This window comes from Kibdelosporangium banguiense, from assembly GCF_017876405.1.
Lineage (GTDB): Bacteria > Actinomycetota > Actinomycetes > Mycobacteriales > Pseudonocardiaceae > Kibdelosporangium > Kibdelosporangium banguiense.
Map to the genome: position 1 here is coordinate 515,249 of NZ_JAGINW010000001.1, position 23,858 is coordinate 539,106.

At 66.2% G+C, this 23,858-nt stretch carries 17 protein-coding genes; 6 read left to right on the plus strand and 11 right to left on the minus strand.

Annotation, left to right across the window (positions count from 1 at the left end; translation table 11 throughout):
- Nucleotides 1–21 precede the first annotated feature (21 nt).
- From JOF56_RS02425 to JOF56_RS02435, 3 genes are read right to left on the minus strand one after another with little or no spacing between them, the layout of a single operon-like run.
- Nucleotides 22–1,266: a dihydrolipoamide acetyltransferase family protein gene (locus JOF56_RS02425; RefSeq protein WP_209633942.1), complete on the minus strand. Its 1,245-nt coding sequence runs from the start codon at nucleotides 1,264–1,266 to the stop codon at nucleotides 22–24.
- Nucleotides 1,267–1,268: 2 nt separating this feature from the next.
- Nucleotides 1,269–2,249: an alpha-ketoacid dehydrogenase subunit beta gene (locus JOF56_RS02430; RefSeq protein ID WP_209633944.1), complete on the minus strand. Its 981-nt coding sequence runs from the start codon at nucleotides 2,247–2,249 to the stop codon at nucleotides 1,269–1,271.
- The gene (locus tag JOF56_RS02435; RefSeq protein WP_209633947.1) at nucleotides 2,249–3,319 is read right to left on the minus strand and encodes a thiamine pyrophosphate-dependent dehydrogenase E1 component subunit alpha; all 1,071 of its coding nucleotides are present in this window, start codon (nucleotides 3,317–3,319) and stop codon (nucleotides 2,249–2,251) included. The genes JOF56_RS02430 and JOF56_RS02435 overlap by 1 nt, the downstream gene beginning before the upstream one ends.
- 91 nt (nucleotides 3,320–3,410) lie before the next feature.
- On the opposite strand from JOF56_RS02435, the gene JOF56_RS02440 reads away from it, so the two are divergent.
- Together JOF56_RS02440 and JOF56_RS02445 are read left to right on the plus strand one after the other, a co-directional pair.
- Nucleotides 3,411–3,896, plus strand: a complete 486-nt coding sequence (locus JOF56_RS02440) for an Lrp/AsnC family transcriptional regulator (protein ID WP_245378122.1) — start codon at nucleotides 3,411–3,413, stop codon at nucleotides 3,894–3,896.
- Nucleotides 3,897–4,009: 113 nt separating this feature from the next.
- Nucleotides 4,010–6,127, plus strand: coding sequence for an ATP-binding protein (locus JOF56_RS02445; RefSeq protein ID WP_209633949.1), 2,118 nt, complete (start codon nucleotides 4,010–4,012; stop codon nucleotides 6,125–6,127).
- Here the strand turns inward: JOF56_RS02445 and JOF56_RS02450 are convergent.
- Both JOF56_RS02450 and JOF56_RS02455 read right to left on the minus strand, forming a co-directional pair.
- Nucleotides 6,065–6,376 carry a hypothetical protein gene (locus tag JOF56_RS02450; protein ID WP_209633951.1) on the minus strand — a complete coding sequence of 104 codons (312 nt, stop codon included), beginning with the start codon at nucleotides 6,374–6,376 and terminating at the stop codon, nucleotides 6,065–6,067. The genes JOF56_RS02445 and JOF56_RS02450 overlap by 63 nt on opposite strands.
- A complete protein-coding gene (locus JOF56_RS02455) occupies nucleotides 6,373–7,584 on the minus strand; it encodes a hypothetical protein (RefSeq protein ID WP_209633952.1) in 1,212 nt (403 codons plus the stop codon). Before JOF56_RS02455 ends, JOF56_RS02450 begins: the two co-directional genes overlap by 4 nt.
- A 59-nt stretch (nucleotides 7,585–7,643) precedes the next feature.
- Here JOF56_RS02455 and JOF56_RS02460 point away from each other — a divergent pair, with 59 nt between their 5' ends.
- Together JOF56_RS02460 and JOF56_RS02465 are read left to right on the plus strand one after the other, a co-directional pair.
- Nucleotides 7,644–10,727: an ATP-binding protein gene (locus JOF56_RS02460; protein WP_209633954.1), complete on the plus strand. Its 3,084-nt coding sequence runs from the start codon at nucleotides 7,644–7,646 to the stop codon at nucleotides 10,725–10,727.
- Between the two features lie 66 nt (nucleotides 10,728–10,793).
- Nucleotides 10,794–10,979, plus strand: a complete 186-nt coding sequence (locus JOF56_RS02465) for a hypothetical protein (protein ID WP_209633956.1) — start codon at nucleotides 10,794–10,796, stop codon at nucleotides 10,977–10,979.
- Between the two features lie 62 nt (nucleotides 10,980–11,041).
- On the opposite strand, the gene JOF56_RS02470 is transcribed toward JOF56_RS02465, so the two are convergent.
- The 4 genes from JOF56_RS02470 to JOF56_RS02485 form a co-directional block, all read right to left on the minus strand.
- A complete protein-coding gene (locus JOF56_RS02470) occupies nucleotides 11,042–11,812 on the minus strand; it encodes a S1 family peptidase (protein ID WP_372448361.1) in 771 nt (256 codons plus the stop codon).
- A gap of 156 nt (nucleotides 11,813–11,968) precedes the next feature.
- A complete protein-coding gene (locus JOF56_RS02475) occupies nucleotides 11,969–13,321 on the minus strand; it encodes an NAD-dependent succinate-semialdehyde dehydrogenase (protein ID WP_209647962.1) in 1,353 nt (450 codons plus the stop codon).
- A 29-nt stretch (nucleotides 13,322–13,350) separates the two neighbouring features.
- On the minus strand, nucleotides 13,351–14,697 hold the full coding sequence (gabT, locus tag JOF56_RS02480) for a 4-aminobutyrate--2-oxoglutarate transaminase (RefSeq protein WP_209633960.1): 1,347 nt from the start codon (nucleotides 14,695–14,697) through the stop codon (nucleotides 13,351–13,353).
- A gap of 51 nt (nucleotides 14,698–14,748) precedes the next feature.
- A complete protein-coding gene (locus JOF56_RS02485; protein ID WP_209633962.1) occupies nucleotides 14,749–16,167 on the minus strand; it encodes a helix-turn-helix domain-containing protein in 1,419 nt (472 codons plus the stop codon).
- 75 nt (nucleotides 16,168–16,242) lie between these two features.
- Here JOF56_RS02485 and JOF56_RS02490 point away from each other — a divergent pair, with 75 nt between their 5' ends.
- Both JOF56_RS02490 and JOF56_RS02495 read left to right on the plus strand, forming a co-directional pair.
- Nucleotides 16,243–17,130: a universal stress protein gene (locus tag JOF56_RS02490; RefSeq protein WP_209633965.1), complete on the plus strand. Its 888-nt coding sequence runs from the start codon at nucleotides 16,243–16,245 to the stop codon at nucleotides 17,128–17,130.
- Nucleotides 17,131–17,265: 135 nt separating this feature from the next.
- The gene (locus tag JOF56_RS02495) at nucleotides 17,266–19,227 is read left to right on the plus strand and encodes an FAD/NAD(P)-binding protein (RefSeq protein WP_209633967.1); all 1,962 of its coding nucleotides are present in this window, start codon (nucleotides 17,266–17,268) and stop codon (nucleotides 19,225–19,227) included.
- On the opposite strand, the gene JOF56_RS02500 is transcribed toward JOF56_RS02495, so the two are convergent.
- Both JOF56_RS02500 and JOF56_RS02505 read right to left on the minus strand, forming a co-directional pair.
- Nucleotides 19,130–20,017 (minus strand): SDR family NAD(P)-dependent oxidoreductase, encoded by an 888-nt coding sequence (locus tag JOF56_RS02500; RefSeq protein WP_209633970.1) that lies wholly within the window; start codon nucleotides 20,015–20,017, stop codon nucleotides 19,130–19,132. The genes JOF56_RS02495 and JOF56_RS02500 overlap by 98 nt on opposite strands.
- Before the next feature lie 368 nt (nucleotides 20,018–20,385).
- A complete protein-coding gene (locus JOF56_RS02505) occupies nucleotides 20,386–23,817 on the minus strand; it encodes a tetratricopeptide repeat protein (RefSeq protein ID WP_209633972.1) in 3,432 nt (1,143 codons plus the stop codon).
- Nucleotides 23,818–23,858 lie beyond the last annotated feature (41 nt).

Consider the following 23,858-nt stretch of genomic DNA (forward strand, 5'->3'; position numbering starts at 1 on the left):
TGTGGCTCAACTGGTGCGCCGTCAGAGGTCACCCAGCAGGGCCATCGGCCGCTCGACACAGTCCGCCACGAACCGCAGGAAGCCACCGGCGGCCTCGCCGTCGCAGACCCGGTGGTCGAAAGCGAGCGTCAACTGGGTCACCTTGCGGACCACGAGCTGACCGTCCACAACCCACGGCCGGTCGATGATCCGGCCGATGCCGACGATCGCGGCTTCCGGGTGGTTGATGATCGCGGCCGATCCGTCGACGCCGAATACGCCGTAGTTGTTCACCGTGAACGTGCCCCCGGTCAGCTGCGCCGGTTGCAGTGAGCCGCTGCGCGCGGCTTCAGTGAGGTGGCTCAATTCTGCGGCCAGGTCCCTGGTGCTGCGGTTCTGGGCGTCCTTGACCACAGGGACGACCAAGCCACGCGAGGTCTGTGCGGCGAATCCGAGGTGCACTGCGTCCGACAGGACGATCTCGTTGCGGGCGGTGTCGACCGTCGAGTTCAACGCCGGGTACCGCGCCAGTCCGAGCACACAGAATTTGGCGACGAGCGCGAGCAGGCTCACTGGGCGAGCAGGGTCGGCCGCGTTGATCTCCTTGCGAGCCGCCAGCAGACCGGTGGCGTCGACATCGACCCAGACCGTCGCCTCCGGGATCTCACGGCGAGACCTGGTCAGCCGCTCGGCGACCATGCCGCGGACACCACGCAATGGAATCCTCGTCGCCTGGTGGCCCTCGATCGCAGCCACCACGTCCTGGCGCATCACCAGGCCGTCCGGCCCGCTGCCGGTCAGGGCGTGGAGATTCACGTCGTTCTCGCGGGCCAGCTTGCGGACCACTGGAGATACCACCGGTATCCGGGCGTTGTGGCTCCGCGCGGGAGCCGTCTTCACCGGCGGCTTGCTGGCGGGCAACGCCTGGTCCTCGGAACGAGCCTGAGGCACGACCGGGGCCAGTGGCCTGCGCCGACCCTGCCGGCGAGCCCGTTTGGTGACGCCGGACCCCACCAGATTCGGACTCGTCTCAACACCGGGCTCCGACAACCCGGCCGACGCGACCGACAAAAGCGGTGCGCCCACGTTGACCGTTGAGCCAGTCTCACCGTGCAGAGCGGTGACTACGCCGGCATACGGAACCGGCACTTCGATCGCCGCCTTCGCGGTCTCGACCTCGACGACCGGCTGGTCGATCTCCACCGCGTCGCCGACCGAGACCAGCCAGCGGACGATCTCGGCGTCGACCAGGCCCTCACCGAGATCCGGCAGGGCGAACTCCCGCACGTTCACTTCTCCTCCCACTGCAGGCGGGCGATCGCGTCCAGGATCCGGTCGGGGTGCGGCAACTGGTGCTCCTCGAGATCCTTCGGCGGGTACGGCACGTCGAAGCCACCTACCCGCAGCACAGGCGCCTCCAGCCAATGGAAGCACCGCTCGGTGACCGTCGCGACGACCTCAGCGCCGTAGCCACCGAACACTGAGGACTCATGGACGACGACGGCACGGCCCGTTTTGCGGACCGACGCGCAGACCGTCTCTTCGTCGAGGGGCGTGAGCGAGCGCAGGTCTATGACCTCCACGTCCCACCCCTCTTCTGTCGCCGCGTCCGCTGTCTCCAGTGCGGTCTGAACCGTCGAGCCGTAGGCGATCAGCGTGACGTCCTGGCCCTCCCGGCGGACCACCGCGCGGTTCATCGGGCTTGTCCTGGTGGAGAGGTCGAACTCGGCCTTGGTCCAGTAGCGGGACTTCGGCTCCATGAAGATCACTGGGTCCGGGCTCTCGATCGCCGCGCGCAGCATCGAGTACGCGTCGGCCGTCGTGCCCGGCGTGATCACGGTAAGTCCAGGTGTGTGCGTGTAGTACGCCTCAGACGAGTCGCCATGGTGCTCGACGCCGCCGATACCACCGCCGTACGGGATGCGGATGACCATCGGCAAGGCGACCTTGCCGCGAGTCCGGTTCCGCATTTTGGCCACATGCGACGTGATCTGCTCGAACGCCGGATACGCGAACGCGTCGAACTGCATCTCAACGACAGGCCGCATGCCGTACATCGCCATGCCCACGGCGGTGCCGACGATTCCCGACTCGGCTAACGGCGAGTCGAAGCACCTGTCCTCACCGAACTGCGCGGTGAGCCCTTCAGTAACGGTGAAAACGCCGCCGTACGGACCGACATCCTCGCCGAACACGACAACGTTCGGGTCGTCGGTCATCGCGTCGCGCAGGGCACGGTTCAAAGCTTGAGCCATGTTGAGCTGAGCCATCACGCCTCCCCCTGGTCCGCCGCCAGTTCGGCACGCAGAGCCGCGGCCTGGGCACGCAGGCGAGGTGTCGGAACCGCATAGACGTGCTCGAACAGTTCGTCCGGGTCGACGTGCGCGTCCTTGTTCATCTCGGCGCGTAGGTCCGCCATCATCCGGTCGGCTTCCTCGGCGTACGCGTTCTCGTCCGCAGCGAGCAGACGGTTGAAGCGCACGATGGGGTCGCTGGCGCGCCATGGGTCGGCGTCGCTGGCGTCGCGGTAACGGCTGGTGTCGTCGGAGTTGGTATGCGGGTCGAGCCGGTAGGTCAGGCCTTCCACGATGGAGGGCCCGCCGCCGGCCCGGGCCTTCGCGAGGGCCTCTGAGGTGACCGTGTACACGGCTGCGGCGTCGTTGCCGTCCACGTGGTAGCCGGACATCCCGTAGCCGATTGCCTTGTGGGCCAGTGTGGGAGCCTTCGATTGTTTGTCGAGGGGCACGCTGATGGCCCACTGGTTGTTCTGGATGAAGAACACGACAGGTGCGTTGAACACGGCGGCGAAGTTGAACGCTTCGTGCGCGTCGCCCTCGCTCGTCGCACCATCGCCCATGAAGACGAGCACTGCGACCGAGTCACCGTGCAGGCGCGCGGCGTGAGCCAGTCCAACCGCGTGTGGCGCGTTCGTAGAGAGCGGCGTGCACAACGGAGCCACGCGATGCGCGTACGGGTCCCAACCCGAGTGCCAGTTGCCACGCAACAACGTCAGCGTCTCGACTGCGGGGACACCGCGTGTGACAACAGCGACGGTGTCGCGGTAGGTCGGGAACAACCAGTCATCGGCTTCCAGCGCCAGAGTCGCGCCGACCTGGCAGGCCTCCTGGCCGACCGAGGACGGATAGACAGCCAGGCGGCCTTGTTTGGTCAACGCGGTGGCTTGCCGGTTGAACCGCCTGCCCAGGATCATCCCGCGGTGCAAGGATCGCAGCACCCGCTCGTCGGGCAGGGCACCGGTGGCCGCCCCGCTCTCGTCGACCAGCTGGATCGGTTCCCGGCTCGGCAGGGTCAGCTCGTGGCTCGCCTCGATCGACTTCATGACCGAATGGTCAGTTGGTATCGTGACAGTTGTCCACGCCGGTGACGGACCCCGAGACGAGTTGCCGGTGGGAACGCGACGGGAGGTCCGGATGTCCCATCAGATGTCCGGCCAACGGGAGACCGATGGACGGATGGCGCCCGCGCTGGACGAGGTCGACCGGCGGATCGTGGAACTGCTCCGGGCGGACGGCCGGATCTCTGTGCGCAAGCTGGCCGAGCAGGTCAATGTCTCGCGCGCCAACGCGTACGCCCGGATCGAGCGGCTGACCTCATCTGGCGTGATCACCGGGTACCACGCGACGATCGACCCGCACCGGTACGGCTACACGGTGTCGGCGTATCTGGCTGTGAAACTGCGCCAGCGCTCGTGGCGCGAGTTCACGGAGCGTCTGGCGGACATGCCTGAGGTGGAGCACGCCGCGATGGTGTCCGGCGGGTACGACGGCTTGCTGCTGGTGCGTACCACCGACAGCGACGCGCTGCGGGACGTGGTGCTGGACCGTCTGCAGGCGATGCCCGAAGTGATGGCCACACACACGATGTTCATCCTTGACGAACTACATCCCAGGCATTAGCCCGATCGAGCCAGTTGCCACTGGGACAAAGGACCCACTAAGGGGCGACTTCATGGCTATTTCCCCCATCCACACCGTACGGTCGGATTGTTGTCCCAGTCGGGGGGAGAGCAATGGACGATGGCGGCAGACCTCAGGATGTCGGCAACAAGATTTCCGGCTCCGTAGTCGGGCCGGCAGTGCAGGCAGGCAGTATCAGCGGCGGCGTGCATTTCCATCAGGAAACGGCGAACAGACTTCCGGTACCGCGGCAGTTGCTCGCACCACCAGCTCATTTCACCAGCCGGAATCACGAACTCGGCGTTCTGGATGAGATTCTCACCACCGGATCACCGGCACTGATCGTCCTCAGTGGACCAGGCGGCGTTGGAAAAACAGCGTTGGCGTTGCAGTGGGCGCACCGGATAAGCACCCGATTCCCGGACGGCCAGCTCTACGTCGATCTGGCCGGTTTCAGTGAAACGGCGCCGGTCGCTCCTGGCGACGCGCTTGGTCTTTTTCTTCGCGCGCTTGGCATAACGCCGGACAACGTGCCAGTCGGACTGGCCGAACAGGCTGCGCTGTACAGGTCGTTGACCGCGGGCCGGTCCCTACTTGTATTGCTGGACAACGCCTATTCGGCAGCCCAGGTGCGAGCGCTACTACCCGCTCCGCCAGACAGCGCGGTGATAGTCACAAGCCGTAGCCGTCTCATCGGCCTGGTCCCTCATGGTGGCCAGCTTGTCGAAGTCGGACCGTTGCCGACTCCTGACGCGGTGCAGTTGCTGGCCAGCACGGTCGGCCGGGCCAGAGTGACCCAGGAACGGGAGCGTGCCGAGCAACTCGTCGACATGTGCGGTGGCCTGCCGATCGCAGTGTGCGTGGCGGCCGCCAGGCTTGCCACGAGGCCTAGGCTCTCAGTCGGGCGCGTCGCGGCGGAACTCGCCGACGAACGTCGCCGCCTAGCCGGGTTGTCGGCGCACGGACTGTCGGTCCAAGCAGCGTTCGACGTCTCCTACAAGTCGCTGGAGGCGCCAGTGGCGACCCTCTATCGGCGGTTGGGCCTGCACCCTGGCCAGGATTTCGGGCCTGGGGTGGCTGCCGCCGTGACTCCGGACGATGAGGATCGCGCGCTGGAGAACCTGATCGAGGACAACCTCCTCGAGGAGATCCAGGAGGATCGCTATCGCTTCCATGACCTGCTGCGGTTACACGCACGTCAGCGGGCCGCAGCCGAAGACACACCGCAGGAGCGCGATGCGGCGTTGCGCGACATTCTCGAGTGGTATTTGGCGATGGCTCTCTCAGCGGACCAGGTTCTGACCCCTTATCGCCGCCGTCCCTTCCGGTACGAATTCCAGTCAGGGCGTCCGCGCCCGTCGGCTTTCGCCGACCGAGACGAAGCGTTGTCCTGGCTGGACAGCGAACGGGTCAACCTCATCGCCGCCGGGCGAACCGCGCTCGACCGGCAATGGCCGACGCTCGCCTGGCACCTGTGCGACGTGATGTGGCCCTTGCTGCTGTACCGCAAGCACTATCGGGACCGCCTCGACATCGACTTCCGGGGTGTCCAGGCCGCCAGGGCGTGGTCCAACAAATGGGCCGAAGCCGAGATGCTCAAGCGCCTCGGACGAGTGTCGACGGTGCTGGGCCGGCACGGCCAAGCCGAAGAGCAACTGCACGCCGCCGAACAGCTTTTCGACGAGCAGGACGACCGTCTCGGCGTGTCGGCCGCGCGGGAGTACCTCGCGCTGCTGTACCTGGAGATCGACCGGCTGGCCGACGCCACCAGGATCTTCGAGGACTTGCTGGTCACCCATCGCGAGCTCGGTGCCGACCGCAACGTGGGCCTCGACTTGATCAACCTGGGCCTGGTGCTGCCCAGGCAACGACGCGCCAACGAGGCGATCGAGAGATTGTCAGAAGCGCACGAGATCTTCACCAGGCTCGCGGGCACGGATCCGTTCAACGGAGCCAGGGCGATGACCGCCCTCGCCGAGGCGTATCGGCAGGCCGGCCAGCCCGACCAGGCGCGCGCCTGGGCCACCAGAGCGGCGCGCGCCATGACCGAACTTGGCTCCGACTTCGGTCAAGCCGAAGTACACGAAGTGCTTGCCGAGATCGCGGCCAGCCAGGGGGACCTGGCTACGGCAGCGGACCATCTCCGGCTCGCGTTGGAGATCTTCGATTCAGCCTTCTCCGCCCGGGCGGATCCCGTCCGGGCCCGGCTGCGCGAGCTGACCGGAGAGTGACCACAGGGCATAGATGATCTTCACCGCGCCCGTGGTCAGCTCGGCGTGCGCGGTCAGCCGGACGCCATCGCGCGTACCGATCGCGACCGGTCCACCGGCCGGACTGAATATCACCATCGCCAGACCTGGCCACTGTGCGAAGGCTGCGGCGCAGATGTCGAGCCACCCTTCGTGGCCTGCGGAAAGAACGAGAACGTCAGCAGTGGCGATCCTGTCGTGCCAGCCTTCCGCGATGACGGGCTCGCTCATCGCGCCCACCTGCTCGGCGCCAGCAACGGCTGGGCCTGTCGGTGCCTGCCGGGCTCCGCGATCCCGATCAACCGATACATCGTCCGCCGCAGAACACCATCAGCACGGCCAGGGCACGAGGTCAGCAGCCGCGCCACGTCCTCCCGCGGGACCGTCACATGGCTGTCCAACTGACCCAGCAGCGGCTGGCCCGGATCGAGCACCGGCGCGGTGTGACCGACAAGCTCATGGGGCGATCCGCCGGAGGTCACCCAGCCTGACGGACGGTCGACACATAGCACCGGGCGGCCTATAGCGGCGGCATAGACCGTGACGGAACCGTGGTCACCGATCACGTGGTCGGCCGCGATGACTGCCGGCCGCCAGTCGTCGTGCGGCTCGAACAACATCAGTCCGGCGTCGACACAGTCACTGAGCCACGCCTTGACCTGTCGGTGCCCGTGACATGCCCATACCGCCGGATGAAGCAGCGCGGCCACGCGATAACGGTCCGCTGGAAGTTCGTTCATCAGCCGCGACAGCAGTTCGCCATGCTGCCCGAACAACCCGTCCTGGCCCCAGGTCGAACTGACAACGACCAGCTCCTGTTCGGCGCCCACACCAAGAGTGGCTCGATAAGCGGGCCGTTCGCACATGCTCGCGACCAGCCTGTCGTAGGACGGATCACCGGCGACGACAGCGACCCGTAGGGCGTCCGGGCACTGCCTGCGCAGGACCTCGAGCTGGTTGTGATGCGACAGCGCCAGCGCCGAGACGACGACGCGCCCGTCCCTGGTCAGGCGCTGCGCGTCCAAGCCGTACACCGAAGGTTCGGCAACCGGCACACCCGAATCGCCAACCGGCGATACGTGCTTGCCGAACGCCGCACCATGTCCGATCACGAATGTGGGCGCGTGCAGGTCGGACAACCCGGTGTAAGCGGCGGCCAACGCCAGGTCAAAACGTTCACGCACGGCCTGATGCCATGGAATCACCACCCCACCGGACCGTTCAAGCAATTCAGCCACACCGTTGCTGAAGGCACCCTGCACATGCGTGAAGACCACCTGTATCCGACGGTCGCTCTCGATCTGCGCGACCACGTCCAGCAATGGCTGACCGCTGGTCACCGTGTGCACCACGACCAGGACAGTCCGGCAGTCACCACGAGTCACCAGCCACTCGGCGTTGATACCAACGGGTACATGTACCCATTCTTGAGAGATCATTCCCCACCCCGATCCAACGTCGAATCGCCCCCGATGAGTGGAAAGGATCCAGCCACCGGTTGCCAGCGGGCTTGCCAGCACACTTGCCACTCGGTTGGCGTAGCTTTCTAACGACTTCATCGATTTACCAGCGGCCGGTGGCGAACTGGTACAGAATCCATTGCAAAGGGCGCCGCGTCTGTCGAGGGGTGACGCAGGTGGAATTCATGATCCTGGGTCCGACCAGATTGATCGTCGAGGGCAGGCAGATCGATCTCGGCCCCGCCAAGCAACGCGGGCTGCTCGCATTGCTGTTGTACAACGTCAACAAGCCGGTGCCGGTCGAGGTGATCGGAAGCCAGCTCTGGCCCGCTCAGGCGGCACAGAAATTACGGCAATCGCTGTACTCGCCGGTCAGCCGTATTCGTAGGGCTTTCGCCGAGTCAGGTGTGTCCGCGAAGCTGATCCGAGTCGGAGATGCATACAGTTTGACGACCGATCCGGAATTGATCGACTACAACCGTTTCGTCGGCCGGATGAAAAGCGCACGGGCCGCGGCCGCGAAAGGGGATCACAGCGCGGTGGTCGACGCGCTGCAGGAGGCGGTCGACTGGTGGACCGGCGCGCCCCTCGAGGAGCTCAAGTCCGCGGATGCAGAGCAGATCAGAGAGCTGATGATCAACGTGTGGGGCTTGCTGCCCGCGTACCACCTGCTGTTCGACAGCCTCCTGGCGCTCGGACAGCACCGTGAGGTGCTGAGCCAGTTGGCGCCGCTGCTCGAAAAGCACCCCTACGACGAGGTGCTCGCCAAACAATGGATTGTGGCACTGGCCGCGACCGGTAGGCGACACGACGTGACACGCCAGTACAACCGCCTGCGCCAGCGGCTCGACGACACCGGCGAAGAGCAGTTGGACGAGTTACAGGCCGCTTACCGCCGGGTGCTCGGCAACCAGGAGATCCGTGAAACACGGGCCGAATTCGTTCCGCCACGACAGCTTCTCAGGGACACCCGGGAATTCACCGGACACGCGGACCTGATCGCCGAACTCGACGCGATGATCGACGAACCGGGATCACCGGCCGGTGTCGCGTTGACCGGGATGCCGGGCATCGGCAAGACGACCTTGGTGACACACTGGGCACACCATCGACGTGATCGATTTCCGGACGGTGAGCTCTACATCAACATGAACGGCTATGGGTCCGGCCGTCCGATCCCGCCTGACGAAGTGCTCGCCCGATTCCTACATGCTCTAGGACTCCCTGTCGATCGTATTCCAGCTGCCGGTGAGAGCCGTCGAGCGCGCTTGGGCCAACTGCTGGCAGATCGCCGAGTATTGATCGTCCTTGACAACGTCCGAAACGCGGATCACCTCCGGCCACTGCTGTCGGCACTGTCGGCGAGCCTTGTCCTGATAACCAGTCGTGACCGGCTCAAAGGCCTTACCGTGCGCGACGGCTTCCGCAGTATTCCGGTCCCGACGTTGTCGACCGCCGAGTCGGTCACATTGCTGCGAACGCTGATCGGCGCGCGTCGAGCCGCGGAAGCGCCGTCCGCGGTGACTTCGCTCGCCAGATTGTCGAGCGGTTTGCCGTTGGCGCTTTGGATCATGGGCCAGCACATCGCTGAACGACCACTCGCGAACCTGGACGAACTGCCCGACCAGTTACGCGCACAATTGTTGCGCGAGCCGGACGACGACGAAGAAGAAAGCACACTGCATACAGTGTTCTCGTGGTCCTATGAGGACCTTCCGGCGACCACTGCCCGGTTGTTCCGATTACTCGGCTTGCATCCGGGCCATGGGGTCAGCGCCGAAGTCGCCGGCGCTCTCTTCGGAGAACGCCCGGAACGACACTTGGACAAGCTCATCCGCCTGCATTTGATCGAGCACGACACAGCGCAGAGATATCGAATGCACGACCTGCTCCACATGTTCGCCGCAGCGCGGTCCGAATTGGACGATAGCGACGAGGAGCGTAGCGCGGCGGTCCACCGAATGCTCACGTTCTATTTGCTCACCGGCACGAATGCCGCACATCGGCTGGCCCCACAACGAAGTCCCGTGCCAGGACTGCCGAAACCAGACGGCTTCAGGCCGATCGATTTCAGCACGGACGCGGCAGCGATGGCATGGTGCGAACTGGAACGGCAGAACCTCACCGCGATGCCTCAGTGCGCGGCCAAATACGGATTCCACAAGATCTCTTGGCAGCTACCCGGTGCGATGCATGAGGTCTTCGAGCGCTATGGACCGCAGGAGGACATCCTGCGAAGCAATGAGATCGGCCTCAGTTCAGCACAGGCCATCGGTGACTACGAAGGCCAGATTGGCACTTTGAACAATCTCGGCGCCACCTGCCTCGACATCGGTGCCCTCCAGGATGCCAAGAACTACTTCCAGGAAGGTCTCCGGCTTGCCCAGGAGGCCGGACATCGCGAGGGACAGGCAGTCTGCCTGCAGAATCTCGGCAACGTCCACAGTGAACTCGGCAGCATCGGCACAGCCATACGTCATTTCCAGCTCGCCCGGAAGGCGTATCACGATATTCGTGAATTCAATGGCGAAGCGTTCAGCCTGCACCGCCTCGGGCTCGCACACCATCAAATGGAGAAGGACGACGAAGCACTCAGGCACCTGACACGCGCACTGACCATAAGAGTCCAAATAGGACATAAACGCGGCGAAGGCGCCACTCGCACCGCTCTGGCACGCGTGTATCTGGGTTTAGAAGAACTCGACACGGCGCGCGATCATGGCCGCCGAGCACTGACCGCACTCCTCTCGACCATGGACCAATCGATGACGTGCGAAGCACTGATCACCCTGGCCGAAGTGCAGCACGCTTCCGGCGCTTTCGACGAGACGATCGACTTGGCCCGCCAGGCGACCGAGATCTCAACTGACGAGATCATCAGCTCACAGGCTCGCGCGCGTGCACTCGACATTCTCGGCCGCGCACTGGACATCATCGGTGATCACCAGGCAGCACGCGTCGCGTGGACCGAGGAACTCGAGATCCTGACTGATTTGGACAGTCCAAAGTCGGCCGACATCCAGGACCGCCTGACAAATGCGCGTGGTGGCACACAATCCGCTCCACCGCAGAGGAGTGACAAACAGTCACAGCCCACATTCGATATACCCCCGAAAGGGTGAATGTTCAACCATATTCGGCCTACTAGCCAGTAGGCCAATCGAGCTACCCCGACTCTCAGTGCGCCTATGCGGACTGGTAAGAATCCGGAGGTGATCAACTACCTACGCCGAGCTGCCGTCATTGTCGCGCTTGTAGGTTCGGCGCTCCTGGCCGCGGGAGTCGCCGCGAGTGCGGCAACCGATGCCGCCGCCGACACCACGAAGACGATCTCGGTCAGCGAGTGCTCGACCCAATGGATGGACCCCAGGTAGTCCAGTCCTCCCCTTCGTGGGTGGCCCAGCCTGCGAGCCACCCACGAAGAGCAGTTGAGGGCCTAGAGTCGGGCGGCAGCGGCCGCGATGGCGGTCGCGAACGTGCTCACCTCGGTGTAGACGCCAGGCTTGCCGGCGCGAGCGCAACCCTCGCCCCAGCTGACGATGCCGACCTCGACCCACTCGCCGTTGTTGTCCTTGCGGAACATCGGGCCACCGGAGTCGCCCTGGCAGGTGTCCACGCCACCCTGCGGGAATCCGGCGCAGATCTCGGCGGACGAGATGAGGCCGCTGTAGCTGCCGCCAGACGCCTTGCACGACGCGTCGCTGACGAACGGCACCTGGGCCTTGAGCAGGTAGCGCTGCTGGGCGCCACCTTCACGCGCGCCACCCCAGCCGGCGATGTCGAACGTGCCGTTGTCGTACGCCTTCGTGGTCGCGATCTTCAGCGTCGGGATGCCGGTGGCCGGGCTGGCGAGCTTGATCAGTGCCCAGTCACCGCCAGTGGACGTGTCGTACGTCGGCGACCGGTGGACGTAGGTCGACTTGATCTTGATCGCGCTGGAGCTCTGCAGGTCCACCACGCCCAGCGTGGCGGTGATGCTCGTGTTGGCGCCGGTCCTGGAAACGCAGTGCGCCGCGGTCAGGACGATCTGTGGCGTGTACAGGGCGCCACCACAGCCCATCGAAAGCCGGACCATCCACGGGAACTCGCCTTGCGCCGCCCGCGTGCCGCCGACGACCTGGGGCTGCACGCCGTCCGAGGAGGGCGGCGGGGCCGCGGCGGCCGGCGAGGCCAGTCCGACGATCGTCACGGCGCCGGCAATCGCCACAGCGGATTTTTTGAGCGCGCTGAACCACGTATTGGTGCTCAACGGATCATTCCTTCCGAAATCCACAGAAGATGCAGGGATGTGGAACGAATCCGACTACACCAGAGCGGAATCCGGGCGGTCAACCAACTTTCTTCGGATCTTCAGCAGGTTGTGTTACCAGGATGTTGCCACATACGTGGTTTCCAGATATTCGGTTATGCCTTCGTAGCCGCCTTCCCGGCCGAGCCCGGACTGTTTGACGCCACCGAAGGGCGCCGCCGGATCGGACACCAGGCCCCGGTTGAGGCCCACCATGCCGGCTTCCAGCCGCTCAGCCAGGCGCAATCCTCGAGCCAGGTCAGCTGTGTAGATGTAGCCGACGAGGCCCATGTCGGTCGCGTTGGCCACGGCGATGGCGTCCTCGTCGTCCCGGACCGTGATGATCGGCGCGACCGGCCCGAAAATCTCCTCGCGGGCGAGTACCGAGTCGCGCGGAACGTCGGTTACGACGGTCGGCGGATAGTGGAATCCTGGGCTGGTTGTCCGCTTTCCGCCCAGCAGGACACGACCGCCGGAGAAATCCACCTTGGACCCGAGGTTTACCAGGGCACGCTCGTTCACCAGCGGCGCGGACGGCAGTGCGGCCATCGCGGAAACCAGCTTCGAGGTGAACTCCTCGGCCACGGATTCCTGCACCAGGAATCGATTCGCGGCAGTGCAGGCCTGGCCATGGTTGCGCATTTTGGCCACCAGCGCGCCCTCGACGGCCGCGTCCAGATCGGCGTCGTCGAGAACCAGGAATGGCGCGTTCCCGCCAAGCTCCATGGAGCAGTTGACGACATGGTTCGCGGCTTGCGCCAGCAGGAGCTGGCCGACGCGGGTCGAGCCTGTGAAGGACAGCTTACGAATCCGGCTGTCGGAGAGCGCTTTTTCTACAAAGGCCGCTGGCTGATCGGTCGTCAGGACGTTCAGGACGCCCTCCGGCAGGCCTGCCTCTGCGAGCAGATCCGCCAGCAGCAACGCGGTCAACGGAGTGTCCTCGGCCGGTTTCAGCACAACCGTGCACCCGGCCGCGAGCGCGGGACCGATCTTGCGGGTGGCCATGGCCGCCGGGAAGTTCCAGGGGGTCAGCAGCAGAGCCACCCCAACCGGCTTGCGGAACGTCAGGATCCGGTTGGTCCCGCCGGGCGCGGTGCGCAACTCGCCGTCGATCCGGACGGCTTCCTCAGCGAACCATCGGAAGAACTCGGCCGCGTAGGTCACCTCGGCGGTGGCGTCGGCCAGGGACTTGCCCATCTCTTGGTGGATCAGCGCCGCGATCTCCTCCCGGCGGGCGATCATCGCCTCGAACGCGCGACGTAGGACCTCACTGCGCTGACGCGGTGAGGTGGCTGCCCAAGAGGGCCATGCCGCGTGAGCTGCGCCGATCGCGTGATCCAGGTCGTCGAGTCCAGCCCGTGCGACTGAAATGATCGGCTCGGCCGTCGATGGGTCGATCACCGGGAAAGTGCCCTGCGAGCCCGCCATCCATTGGCCGTTGATGAACAGATCCGTCTTCACAGCACCTCTCCCATGGCCGCCTCGAGAACGTCCAGGCCTTCGCTGAGCAGATCCTCCCCGATCACCAGTGGCGGCAGGAACCGCAGCACGTTGCCGAAAGTCCCGGCGGTCAGCACGATCAGCCCGGCCCGGTGGCACGCCGCGGCGACCGCTGAGGCCAGGGCGGAGCTGGGCTCGGCGAACTCGATGGCGAGCATCGCGCCTCGGCCTCGAACGTCGCCGACCTGGTCGTACTTGGCGGCCAGTGCGTCGAGTCGTGGCCGCATGATCGACTCGATCCGGCGGGCGGCGGCGCACAGGTCGTCGGCCTGCATGGTGTCGATTGCCGCGAGTGCCGCAGCGCACGCGATCGGGTTGCCGCCGTAGGTCCCGCCGAGGCCCCCTGTGTGCACCGCGTCCATGACCTCGGCGCGGCCGGTGACCGCAGCGAGGGGCAGGCCTCCCGCGAGGCCCTTCGCCGTGGTGATCAGGTCCGGGACGATGCCTTCATGGGTTGAGGCGAACCAGTCGCCGGTACGGCAGAAGCCTGTCTGGATCTCGTCGGCGATCAACAGGATGCCCTCGGCCGCGCACCACTCGGCGACCTTGCGCAGGAAGCCTGGGGCCGGCACGACAAAACCGCCCTCACCCTGGATCGGCTCGACGATGACGGCGGCCACGTTCTCGGCGCCGACCTGGACACGAACCGTCGTGGTGAACGCCTCGAAAGCCTCGTCGGCACAAGTGGCTCGCCCAGTGGGCCACCTGTACGGGTACGCCATCGGGGCGCGGTGGATCTCGCCCGCGAATGGCCCGAACTTGTGCTTGTACGGCATGTTTTTCGCGGTCAACGCCATCGTCAGGTTTGTCCGGCCGTGATACGCGTGGTCGAACGCGACGATCGCGGTGCGGCCCGTGTAGTGGCGCGCGATTTTGACCGCGTTCTCTACGGCTTCGGCGCCGGAGTTGAACAGGGCGGAGCGCTTGGCATGGTCGCCGGGTGTGAGCTCGTTGAGCCGCTCGGCAACAGCCACATACTGCTCATACGGCGTGATCATGAAACAGGTATGCGTGAAGTCTTCGACCTGTGCCTGCACTGCTTCGACGACGCGTGGCGCGGAGTTGCCCACGCTCGTTACCGCGATGCCCGAACCGAAGTCGATCAACTGGTTGCCGTCGACGTCGACGGCGATGCCACCGGCTGCCCTGGCGATGTAGGCCGGCAGGGTGGTTCCGACACCGGACGCGACCGCAGCGGTCTTCCGGGCGTGCAGCTCACGGGATCGCGGGCCGGGAACCTCGGTCCGCAGAACACGGCGCTGCTCGATGCGCACGCCGTGCGGTTGCGTGGTCTCGATGGTCATATGGGCATTAGAAGGCGCGTCGCCGCGTAAGTCAGCTGTCCAAACAGATGACTAGTTGTCCAACTGGAGTGCCAGCCACAGTTCGGCTCTTGCCCCGGTGTCCTCGATGCGCCGGCCGAGCAGTTCCTCGATCTTGCGGATCCGATACCGCAACGTGTGCCGGTGGATCTCCAAGGTGGCGCTCGCGTCGGACCAGTTGCCGTCACAAGCCAGGAACACCCGCAGCGTGCCGATCAGGTCCAAGGTGGACCCTTTAAGCGGCGCCAGCAACGCGCTCGCGTACGCCCGGACCGCTGGGGTGTCCACATGCGCCAGCAGGCCCGTTCCGCGAACCTCGGCGCTGGTCACCACAACCGGCCCTGGAGCAGTCAAGGCGTCGGCGAGACGCCGCGCTTGGGCCACCCCGGCAGGGAGTTTCTCCAAGGTCACGGGGTCGCCGACCGCAGCGCGGCCACGCTGGTCCAAGAAATGAGCCAGTGCGTCGACGTCGGCTTCTTCAAGAACGCACAGCAGATCGTCGCCGTCCTCAATGCACAGTGCCTGCGGCAACTCCGCCTCGACGCCACGCACGTCGACGCCGCGGATAACGGCGGCGCACACAGGGGTCCGAGGCAGATCGATGCCTGTATGCGCGGCGTCGTCCGGCAACCCATTGATAAGGAGGCGCGCGGTCGCGTCGCGCAAGGCTCTTTTTGCGCGCCACACCGTCGTCGCCTGTTCGGCCTGGAACGCGAGCAAGCTGAGCGCGACGCTGATGACGCCGTGACCGTCGGCGCCCAGCCCGGGTGTGCCGACCACGAGGTAGCCACCGCGGTGCTCGATCGGATGGACGGACACCTGGGCTCCGCCAGCGGACCACGACATTGAGAACCGCCCGGCCGGCGTGACCCGCTCCAGCTCTGCCCGGACCGCTCGCAGCTCTCGCCTCGCACGCGCGGGGGCCGCCGCCACGGCGCGGATGTCCTGGTCAAGGACCATGGCCCAGCCATGGAGCCACCGGGAGAGACGCTGGACGATCTCGCCGGCGACGTCCGGCGCGGCCAGGGAGCGGATCAACGCGTGTTCGACGTCCGATGTGGACCGGGCAGCCCGGACCGCGGTGCGGGCCATGTCGTCGGCGACGAATCTGTTGATGTCCGCGAACCGGGTCGCCAAAGGGACCTCGAGCAACGGCAAGCCAGCGTCCTCACATGCTGCGATGAGCGGAGCTGGCGCTGAGGCGTGCGACAAACCGACACCGAAACCCACGCCGACGGCACCTGCCGAGACCAGTCGCGCCACGTAGTCGCTGGGTGGCCCCAGTTGGAGACCAGTGGTCAGCAGCAGCGTCTCCGGCCGGAGGAACGGCGTCGGATCGGCGAGTTCGCTGACGTGAACCCAGCCGACGGACCGGTTCAGCGCCGTGTCACCGGCCAGCACACGCAAGCCGAATACCCGCTGGCGAACGAGCGCGGCCAAGGTCAGCGTCACTGCGCAACTGTCCCACGATGCGCGGCGGCCCACCGGGGAGCAGAGTGGTGGTACCGGCAACTGAGGGAGGACGGCATGTCCGATTCCGCTCATGACGCGGTCGTCGTCGGTTACGACGGTTCGCAGGCCGCACGGCAGGCAGCGCACTGGGCCGTGCGGGAAGCCGTGACCCGGCGCCGACGGTTGGTGATCGTGCACGCGTTCCGATGGCCGCTCACTGAACTCACCCAGTTGCGCACCGAGGTTGTGGTCCTCTCCGAGGACCCCTTCCGTGACGAGTACCAGAAGATGGTCGACGCTCTGGTCGAGGAATGCCGGCCGTTGATGGGTGAACTCGAGGTGCGTGGCGTCGTGATCACCGGTGAGCCGGTCGACGTGCTTGAGCGTATGGCCACGAATGCGAACCTGCTTGTACTCGGCTCGTCCGGGCGCGGCACGGTGCACCAGGTTCTGCTGGGATCAACGTCCGCGGAGCTTGTCCGGCACGCCAACGCGCCGGTCGTGGTGGTTCGCGGAACGGACCACCCAGCGGCAAACCGGAAAGTCGTGGTCGGCGTGGACGGTTCGAAGACCAGCATCGGCGCTGTGGATTTCGCGTATGACTACGCGACGCGGCACAACGCTGAGCTCGTGGCGGTGCATGCGTGGAGCGACTTGCCGTTGGATGCGCTCGGTGCGGTGCGCGAGTGGGATGTGAACTGGGAGGAGATTACTGAGCAGGCCAAGGTTGTGCTGGCGGAGACGCTGGCCGGGCATTCCGCGCGGTACCCGGATGTGAACGTGCGTCAGGTTGTCACGATGAGCAAACCGGTCGAGGCCTTGCTCGATGAGGCTGCCAAGGCGGACCTGCTCGTGGTGGGGAGTCACGGCCGCGGCGCGGTCCGCCGGATGCTCCTCGGCTCGGTGAGCCAGGCGATCCTGCACTACGCGAAGTGCCCCGTGGCGGTCATCCGGTCAAGCTGAACCATATTGTCTACATTGGACCATTAAGGCAGGCTTCACAAGAAACGGTACGTCCGGCAGCGGGTGGTCGGGCGACGGGTGTCCAGCAGGTGGGCACGCTTGACCGAGGTTGTCTTTTTCCCAGGTAATGAAAGTGTGCCGCCCACCCAGACTGTCGCGATCATCGGCGCCGGCCCGCGCGGGACCGGTGTGCTGGAGCGGCTTGGCGCGAATCTTGAGCCACTGGCGCCCGGGCGCCGGCTCGAAGTCCACCTGATCGATCCGTTCCCGCCGGGCCCGGGCCGGGTGTGGCGGCACGCGCAGTCGCCGTTGCTCAGGATGAACTCGATGGCCGAAGACGTCACGATGTTCACCGACGACAGCGTCACCTGCGAAGGCCCGATCCGGCCAGGCCCGTCGTTGTCCGAATGGGCAACACTTGCACAAACTGGCAGAATCGACGGGTCGGCGCTGTGCCCTCATGTGCTCGACGAGGTTCACTCGTTGACGGGTACGACATTCCCGACACGGCGCCTCCAGAGTGCCTACCTGACTTGGTTTTTCGAACAGACCGTGGCCGGGCTCGGCGACAACGTCACAGTGCACGTGCACAAGGACACGGTCGTACGGGTGACCGGTGGCGAGGACGAACCCCAACTGGTCTGGCTCGCGACCACGTCCGAACCAGTCGTGGCTGATGTGGTGGTCTTCGCGTTGGGCCACCTGGACAGCGCGGCCGACGACGAGCAGTCCGCACTCGCCCGATACGCCGAGAAACACGGGCTTTTCTATCTGCCGCCGGAGTACTCCGCCGACAGCGACCTCGATGGCATCCAGCCCGGCCAGGACGTGCTGATGCGCGGGTTCGGCCTCGCGTTCATCGACCTGATGGTGCTGCTGACCGAAGGCCGCGGCGGGAAGTACCGGCCCGAAGCCGACGGGACGCTGACGTACCTGCCGTCCGGTGAGGAACCCCGATTGTTCGTTGGGTCGCGCCGCGGCGTTCCGTACCATTCCAAGACCAACTACCGGCTGTTGGCGGGCCGTCCTCCGCTGCCCCGGTTCTTCGGCCCGGACGCCGTGGCTCATCTGGTGAGCCAGCACGCGCCAGTGGACTTCCGGTCGCATGTCTGGCCGTTGATGGCCAAGGACATCGCGTGGGGCCACTACCACGAACTGTTCAACGGGCACCCGGATCGTGTCCTGGTGACGTGGGCGGAGTTCGCCGAACGGTTCGCCGGACTCACTTGGGATACCGACGGAATGCGGGCGCTGGTGGCCGAGACGGTGCCCGATGCAGACGACCGGCTGGATCTCAGCGCGCTTGATCATCCGTTGCAGGGGCTCCGATTCGAGACCTTTGGCGAGCTACAGGACCACCTGTGCGCGTTGATCCGGGAGGACGTCGACCGCCGGTCCACCGATCAGCACAGTGCGGATCTCGGTGCGTTCGCGGGTTTGCTGTCCGCGTTCGTGAATCTCGCCCCACTCGCGGCGGCACGCAGGCTGACGACCATTTCGTACGTCCGGGACGTGGGCGGATGGTGGCTCGGTTTCTTCAGCTTCCTGGCCAGCGGCCCTCCTGGGCATCGTTTGGAAGAGCTACTGGCCTTGTCGCGGGCGGGAATCGTGCATTTTGTGGGCGCCGGCATGCGAGTAGACACAGTGGACGGCCAGTTCGCCGCGCACGGTTCGAGCAGTCCGCACACGGTAAGGGCGACGGCTCTCATCGAGGCCCGCATCCCCAAGCCGACTCTCGAACGCACCACCAACGATCTGCTGCGTTCGCTGTACGAATCCGGCGATGGCGCCCCGGAAGTGCTCCTCGAGCCACGGCACGGGACCGGTCAGCTCCTGGTGTCGCCGACCGATCTTCGTCTTGTGAACAGTGCGGGCCGCGCGCATCCGCGGCGGTTCGCCTTGGGCGCGCCCACAAGTGTGGTCGCCGTGGCGGCGTTCTCACGCCCGAAGGTGAATTCGCCCGCGTTCCGTCAGAACGATCTTGTGGCCAGGGCGGTCCTCAGGACGCCGTGGCCGGCACGATCCACTTGCGCAGCCGCGGCGGAAGACGTTTCTCCAGGCCATACGGCTCGAGGTGGGCCTGGAAGACCTCGTTGAACGCGTGCTCGACACCGTCGGAATCCCACACGTCCCGCTCCAGAATCGGTGCCTTCAGATACGGCTGACCGACGATGTGCAGCTGTGGGCCGTTACAGCGGACCACCTGGCCGGTGATGCCGTGCGCCCTGTCCGACAACAGGAACAGGGCCACCGGCGCGATCCGGCTCGCGGTCCGATCCGGCGGGCAGGCCCGCAGCGAACGCTCCGATTTCCACACCATCCTGGTGTGCGCCAACGGGCACAGCGCGTTGACTCGGATGCCGGCCTCCTCCATGTCCAGCGCCCAGGAGTAGGTGAGCGAGGCGACCGCGCCCTTGCTCGCCGAGTAGGTCCCCAGTTTTCGCTGCCCCAGGTGAGCGCCGGACGACACGTTCACGATCGCGCCACCGCCTTGGGCCCGCATCTGCCGGGCGGCCGCGACACCGGTGTACATCACCCCGAGGACGTTGACCTCGACCAGCTCCCTCATCTGGTCGATGTCCTCGTCCCACGGCAAGGCCTCGTAGTTCAGGCCGGCGTTGTTGATCAAACCGTGTACAGCGCCGAACTCCCGGACGCACAGGTCGACGATCGCCTGGGCCTGAGCGGGATCGGCCACCGAATGGCTGCTCGCGACGACCTGACCTCCTTGTGCCCGGATGTTCTCCGCGGTCCGTTCCGCCAGGTCACCGTCGATGTCGTTGACCACGACCGCCGCCCCCGCATGGGCGGCGTGCAGCGCGAACGCCTCACCGAGGCCGCGCCCCGCCCCGGTGATGACCACTGCCTTCCCGTCCAAGAACCTCATGGGTCCAGTGTTGACAGTGCGCAGTGCCCGCGTGGGTGACCGGCGACGAACGGTCTAGACATTGCGCCAAACGCATCAACGAGTTCAGCCCTGCAGTAGAGCCGCGCCTATCACCGAACTACGCGAAGATGTGAATCAAGTTGCCGATTCGATTCGTGAAATTGCCGGTCGACCTTGTAGGTGATTGCCGAATACACAGGTCAGAGCCATATCTGAGCGACGTTGAACAGCGTTCGGGAGTATAGGGATTTTTCAGTCCTGATCCACTGCCGCCCACTAACGTTCTAGCTGCCCGGAACGCGTATTACGGCATCGGGGGGTATGTCGTAATACGCTCCGGGCGCCTGACCGATCAGTCGTCAAACAGCTCAGTGGTCGACTGGCGGCACACCGAGCGCGGTGAGAATCGCCTCCGCCGCGCCGAGCTCGACCAGCGCGTCGCCGGTCTCGCCTAGTCCTCGCAGGACCTGGCCCTTGGCTTGCCTTGCCCACGCCTCCACCAGCCGCTGCCCGGTCTTCCGTGCGATGGTCAACGCCTGCTGCGCGTTGTCGTGCGCACGCGAGAAGTCGTTGAACGCCAGGTAGCCCAACGCGAGGACCGTCAACGCACGCGCCTCCAGCAGCCGCATACCCGAGTCACGCATGACGGCGAGCGCGTCACGCGCTGCTGTGAGCGCTTCGGCAACGTGACCGGCCCTACGCAACACCGCGGACATTCCGATCAGTACGGACGTCTCGCCGTACCGGAACTCGATGTCCCTGGCCAGCTGCAGCGCCTCCCGGTAGTGGCTCAACGCGATGTCCATGTGTCCGCGCCGCATGTGGGCAGTGGCCACGATCTCCAGGCCGCTGACCTCGTGACGCCGTTCCCCGAGCTGGCGTCCCTGCGTGATGCCTGTCCGCGCGAGGACCACGGCCCGGCGGTAACGACCGGCGTCGCAATGGGTCTCGGCCAGGCAGATGATCGTGCTCACCTCGCCGTGCCGGTCGCCGATCTGACGGCACGTCGCCAGCGCACGCAGGTGGCACTGCACCGCGTTGTCCAGCTCGCCCATGGCCCAATGCGCGAGCCCTGCCCCGTTAAGGGCGCGGGCCTCGACGTATCGGTTGCCCAGCTCGCGGGCCAGCGTGATCGACTGCTTGTGCCAGCTCAGGGCCTGGTCCGGCCGGCCGAGCGACAGCTGGGCGACACCGATGTAGTTCAGGCCGGTCGCCTCGCCCACGCGGTTGCCGGTCTCCCGGTTGATCGTCAGCGCCTGCGAGTAGTAGCTGGCCGCCTGCGCGGGCCGGCCGAGCTGCGAGTGCACGCGGCCGAGGCTGTGCAGCGACGCCGCCTCACCGGCCCGATTGTTGATCTTGCGGTTGAGGGCGAGCGCCTCGTTGTGCTCGGTGATGGCGCGCTGGTAATCGCTGAGGTTGTAGTAGACGAGACCAAGGATGTCGAGCATCGAGGCCTCGGCGAACTGGTCGCCCTCCTGGCGGCTCGCTTCGAGAGCCACGTGGCAGATTTCCAGGCCGTCCACGCCATGACCACGGCTGATGAAGTAGCCGCGGAGAGCGTCGGTGATCAGCCAGGCGTAGCGGCGCGGCCCGGCGGTGGCGGCCCAGTTGACCGCGGCGATGAGGTTCGGGCGCTCGGCGTCAAGCCAGCTGAGTGCTTCGGTCTCGTCGGCGAGTTCGGGCACGTGGACGCCCTGGGCCATTTTCGGAGCCGGCAGCCGGGTGGTGTCCGGGAACAGCAGCCGGGTCGCCGACTGTGCGGTATGCAGATAGAAGTCGAGCAGCCGGACCAGAGCCGGGCCGATGTCGTCCTCGCGGGCGCGGATCCCGGCGTACTCGGCCAGTAGGTCGTGCAGCTTGTACCGGTCGCCTGCCTCCGGGTGCACGAGGTTCGCCGACACGAGGTGGCCCAGCCAGCGGCGCACCTTCGCCGGGGTGCCCGCGGTCACGGCGATCGCGGCGTCGGCGGAGAAATCCGAGCCGGGGACGAGCCCGAGCAGGCGGAACAGGTTCTGCGAGTCCGGTTCCAGCTGGGCGTAGGAAAGGTCGAACGCGGCCTGGACGGCACCCTGCTCGTCGCCTTCGACGGCCAGACCAGCGAGCCGGCCCTGCCGGCGCAGGTCAGCGGTGTACGCCGCGATCTCCGTGTTCGGGCCGGAGTTGATGTTCGCCGCAGCGATCCGCAACGCGAGCGGGAGGTAGGCGCAGGCGTCGAGCAGGTCCGCCACGGAAGCCGGGTCGTCGCGCATGCGGTCGGCGCCGATCGTGCGCGCGAGCAACGCCTTGGCCTCATCCGGGTGGAGCCCGTCGAGCGCCAGCCGGTGGGCCCCTTCGCGCGCGGACAGCCCGCCGAGCCGACCACGGCTCGTCACGAGGACCAGACACCCCGCGCTGCCTGGCAGCAGCGGCCTGACCTGGTCGACGCCACTGGCGTTGTCGAGCACGATCAGGACTCGGCGGTTGGCCAGGAGGGTCCGGTAGAGGCCCATACCCTCATCGACGTCGATAGGGACCTGCTCGGCCGGTACGCCCAAAGCGTGCAGGAACCGGGACAACGCGTCGAGTGGCCGCACGGGAGCACCAGAGGCGTAACCCCTGAGGTCGACATATAGCTGTCCGTCGGGATACCGGTTGCGGACGCGGTGCGCCCAGTGGACCGCCAGCGCGGTCTTGCCAACCCCCGCGATGCCCTCGATCGCCACGATGACCACCGCGGTGGTCTGGCTCCCCTCGGGGACCAGGGCGTCGAGGGCCTCGATCTGGGCCTCCCGACCGGCGAACCCGGTGACGTCCGCGGGCAGCTGGGCCGGGATGCTGCGGCTCGTCGGCGGAGCCATCGTTGTCACAGTGGGCGCTTCGCGCTGCAGGATCCGTAGATGGGCCTCACGCATCTCGGCCCCAGGCCGGACGCCGAGCTCGTCGGCAAGGCGGTCACGTACGTCACCGAACAGGCGCAGCGCGGCGGCCTGCTGTCCAGAGCCGGCGAGGGCCAACATCAGACGCGCGTTGAGTCCTTCGTGCAGCCCGCCGTGCAAGGGGTCTTCCCCGGTCAGTCGTTGCAGTTGGACCGCGGCCTGCTCGTGCAGGCCGAGTCCCATCGCCAGATCGGCGTGGCTCAACGCTGCGGCCAGGCGGCGCTGTGCGAGAGCCAGTGCTGCGGGGTGTTGGCGCAGACGGTCAGGCATGTCAACAAGCACGCCGCCACGCCAGCATTGCAACGCCTCGACGAAGAGCGCTTCAGCCGTATGCGGGTCGTCTGACGTGAGACGGCGCGCCTGAGTAGCCAGGTCGTCGAATCGGAGCGCGTCCAGGCCGTTGTCATCGACCTTCAGCATGTAGCCGCCGTGCGCGGCGGTGATCGGCTGCGCCGGGTCAAGGGCACGCCGCAACCGGGCCACATATGTATAGACAAGGTTCAGCGAGGACTTCGGCGGATGTTCGCCCCACAGGACGTCGACGATCTCCTCCCGGGTCACCACCCGGTTCGGCTGGAGAGCCAGCAGGCCGAGCAGGGACCTCGGCATCGACGGCCCGATGTCGACCGGGCCCGCACCGGTCCGCACGCTCAACGACCCGAGCACGCCGATCCGGACATCGGTGCGCCCGTCGAGAACCAGGCCCACGACTTCGGCCAGCCTGCGCATCGAGGCGGCCCTGGGTTTGGCGACGCGGCCCTGCTCGATGTACCGGACCGCGCGAACGCTCACCTCAGCGCGGTCGGCGAGCTCCTGCTGAGTCAGCCCAGCGCGAACCCGGTGAGCGCGAAGCAGCTCACCCAACTCGTTCGGGCCGAACGCCATGGACAAGATCCTGCCCGAACAACCCGGCTACCCATACCAAA

Coding starts and splice junctions, on each gene's coding strand:
- JOF56_RS02455 (WP_209633952.1), bottom strand. CDS start 7,584: ATGATCTCTCAAGAATGGGTACATGTACCCGTTGGTATCAACGCCGAG.
- JOF56_RS02465 (WP_209633956.1), top strand. CDS start 10,794: ATGCGGACTGGTAAGAATCCGGAGGTGATCAACTACCTACGCCGAGCT.
- JOF56_RS02490 (WP_209633965.1), top strand. CDS start 16,243: ATGTCCGATTCCGCTCATGACGCGGTCGTCGTCGGTTACGACGGTTCG.
- JOF56_RS02505 (WP_209633972.1), bottom strand. CDS start 23,817: ATGGCGTTCGGCCCGAACGAGTTGGGTGAGCTGCTTCGCGCTCACCGG.
- JOF56_RS02445 (WP_209633949.1), top strand. CDS start 4,010: ATGGACGATGGCGGCAGACCTCAGGATGTCGGCAACAAGATTTCCGGC.
- JOF56_RS02500 (WP_209633970.1), bottom strand. CDS start 20,017: ATGAGGTTCTTGGACGGGAAGGCAGTGGTCATCACCGGGGCGGGGCGC.
- JOF56_RS02450 (WP_209633951.1), bottom strand. CDS start 6,376: ATGAGCGAGCCCGTCATCGCGGAAGGCTGGCACGACAGGATCGCCACT.
- JOF56_RS02475 (WP_209647962.1), bottom strand. CDS start 13,321: ATGGCGGGCTCGCAGGGCACTTTCCCGGTGATCGACCCATCGACGGCC.
- JOF56_RS02435 (WP_209633947.1), bottom strand. CDS start 3,319: ATGAAGTCGATCGAGGCGAGCCACGAGCTGACCCTGCCGAGCCGGGAA.
- JOF56_RS02430 (WP_209633944.1), bottom strand. CDS start 2,249: ATGGCTCAGCTCAACATGGCTCAAGCTTTGAACCGTGCCCTGCGCGAC.
- JOF56_RS02440 (WP_245378122.1), top strand. CDS start 3,411: ATGTCCCATCAGATGTCCGGCCAACGGGAGACCGATGGACGGATGGCG.
- gabT (WP_209633960.1), bottom strand. CDS start 14,697: ATGACCATCGAGACCACGCAACCGCACGGCGTGCGCATCGAGCAGCGC.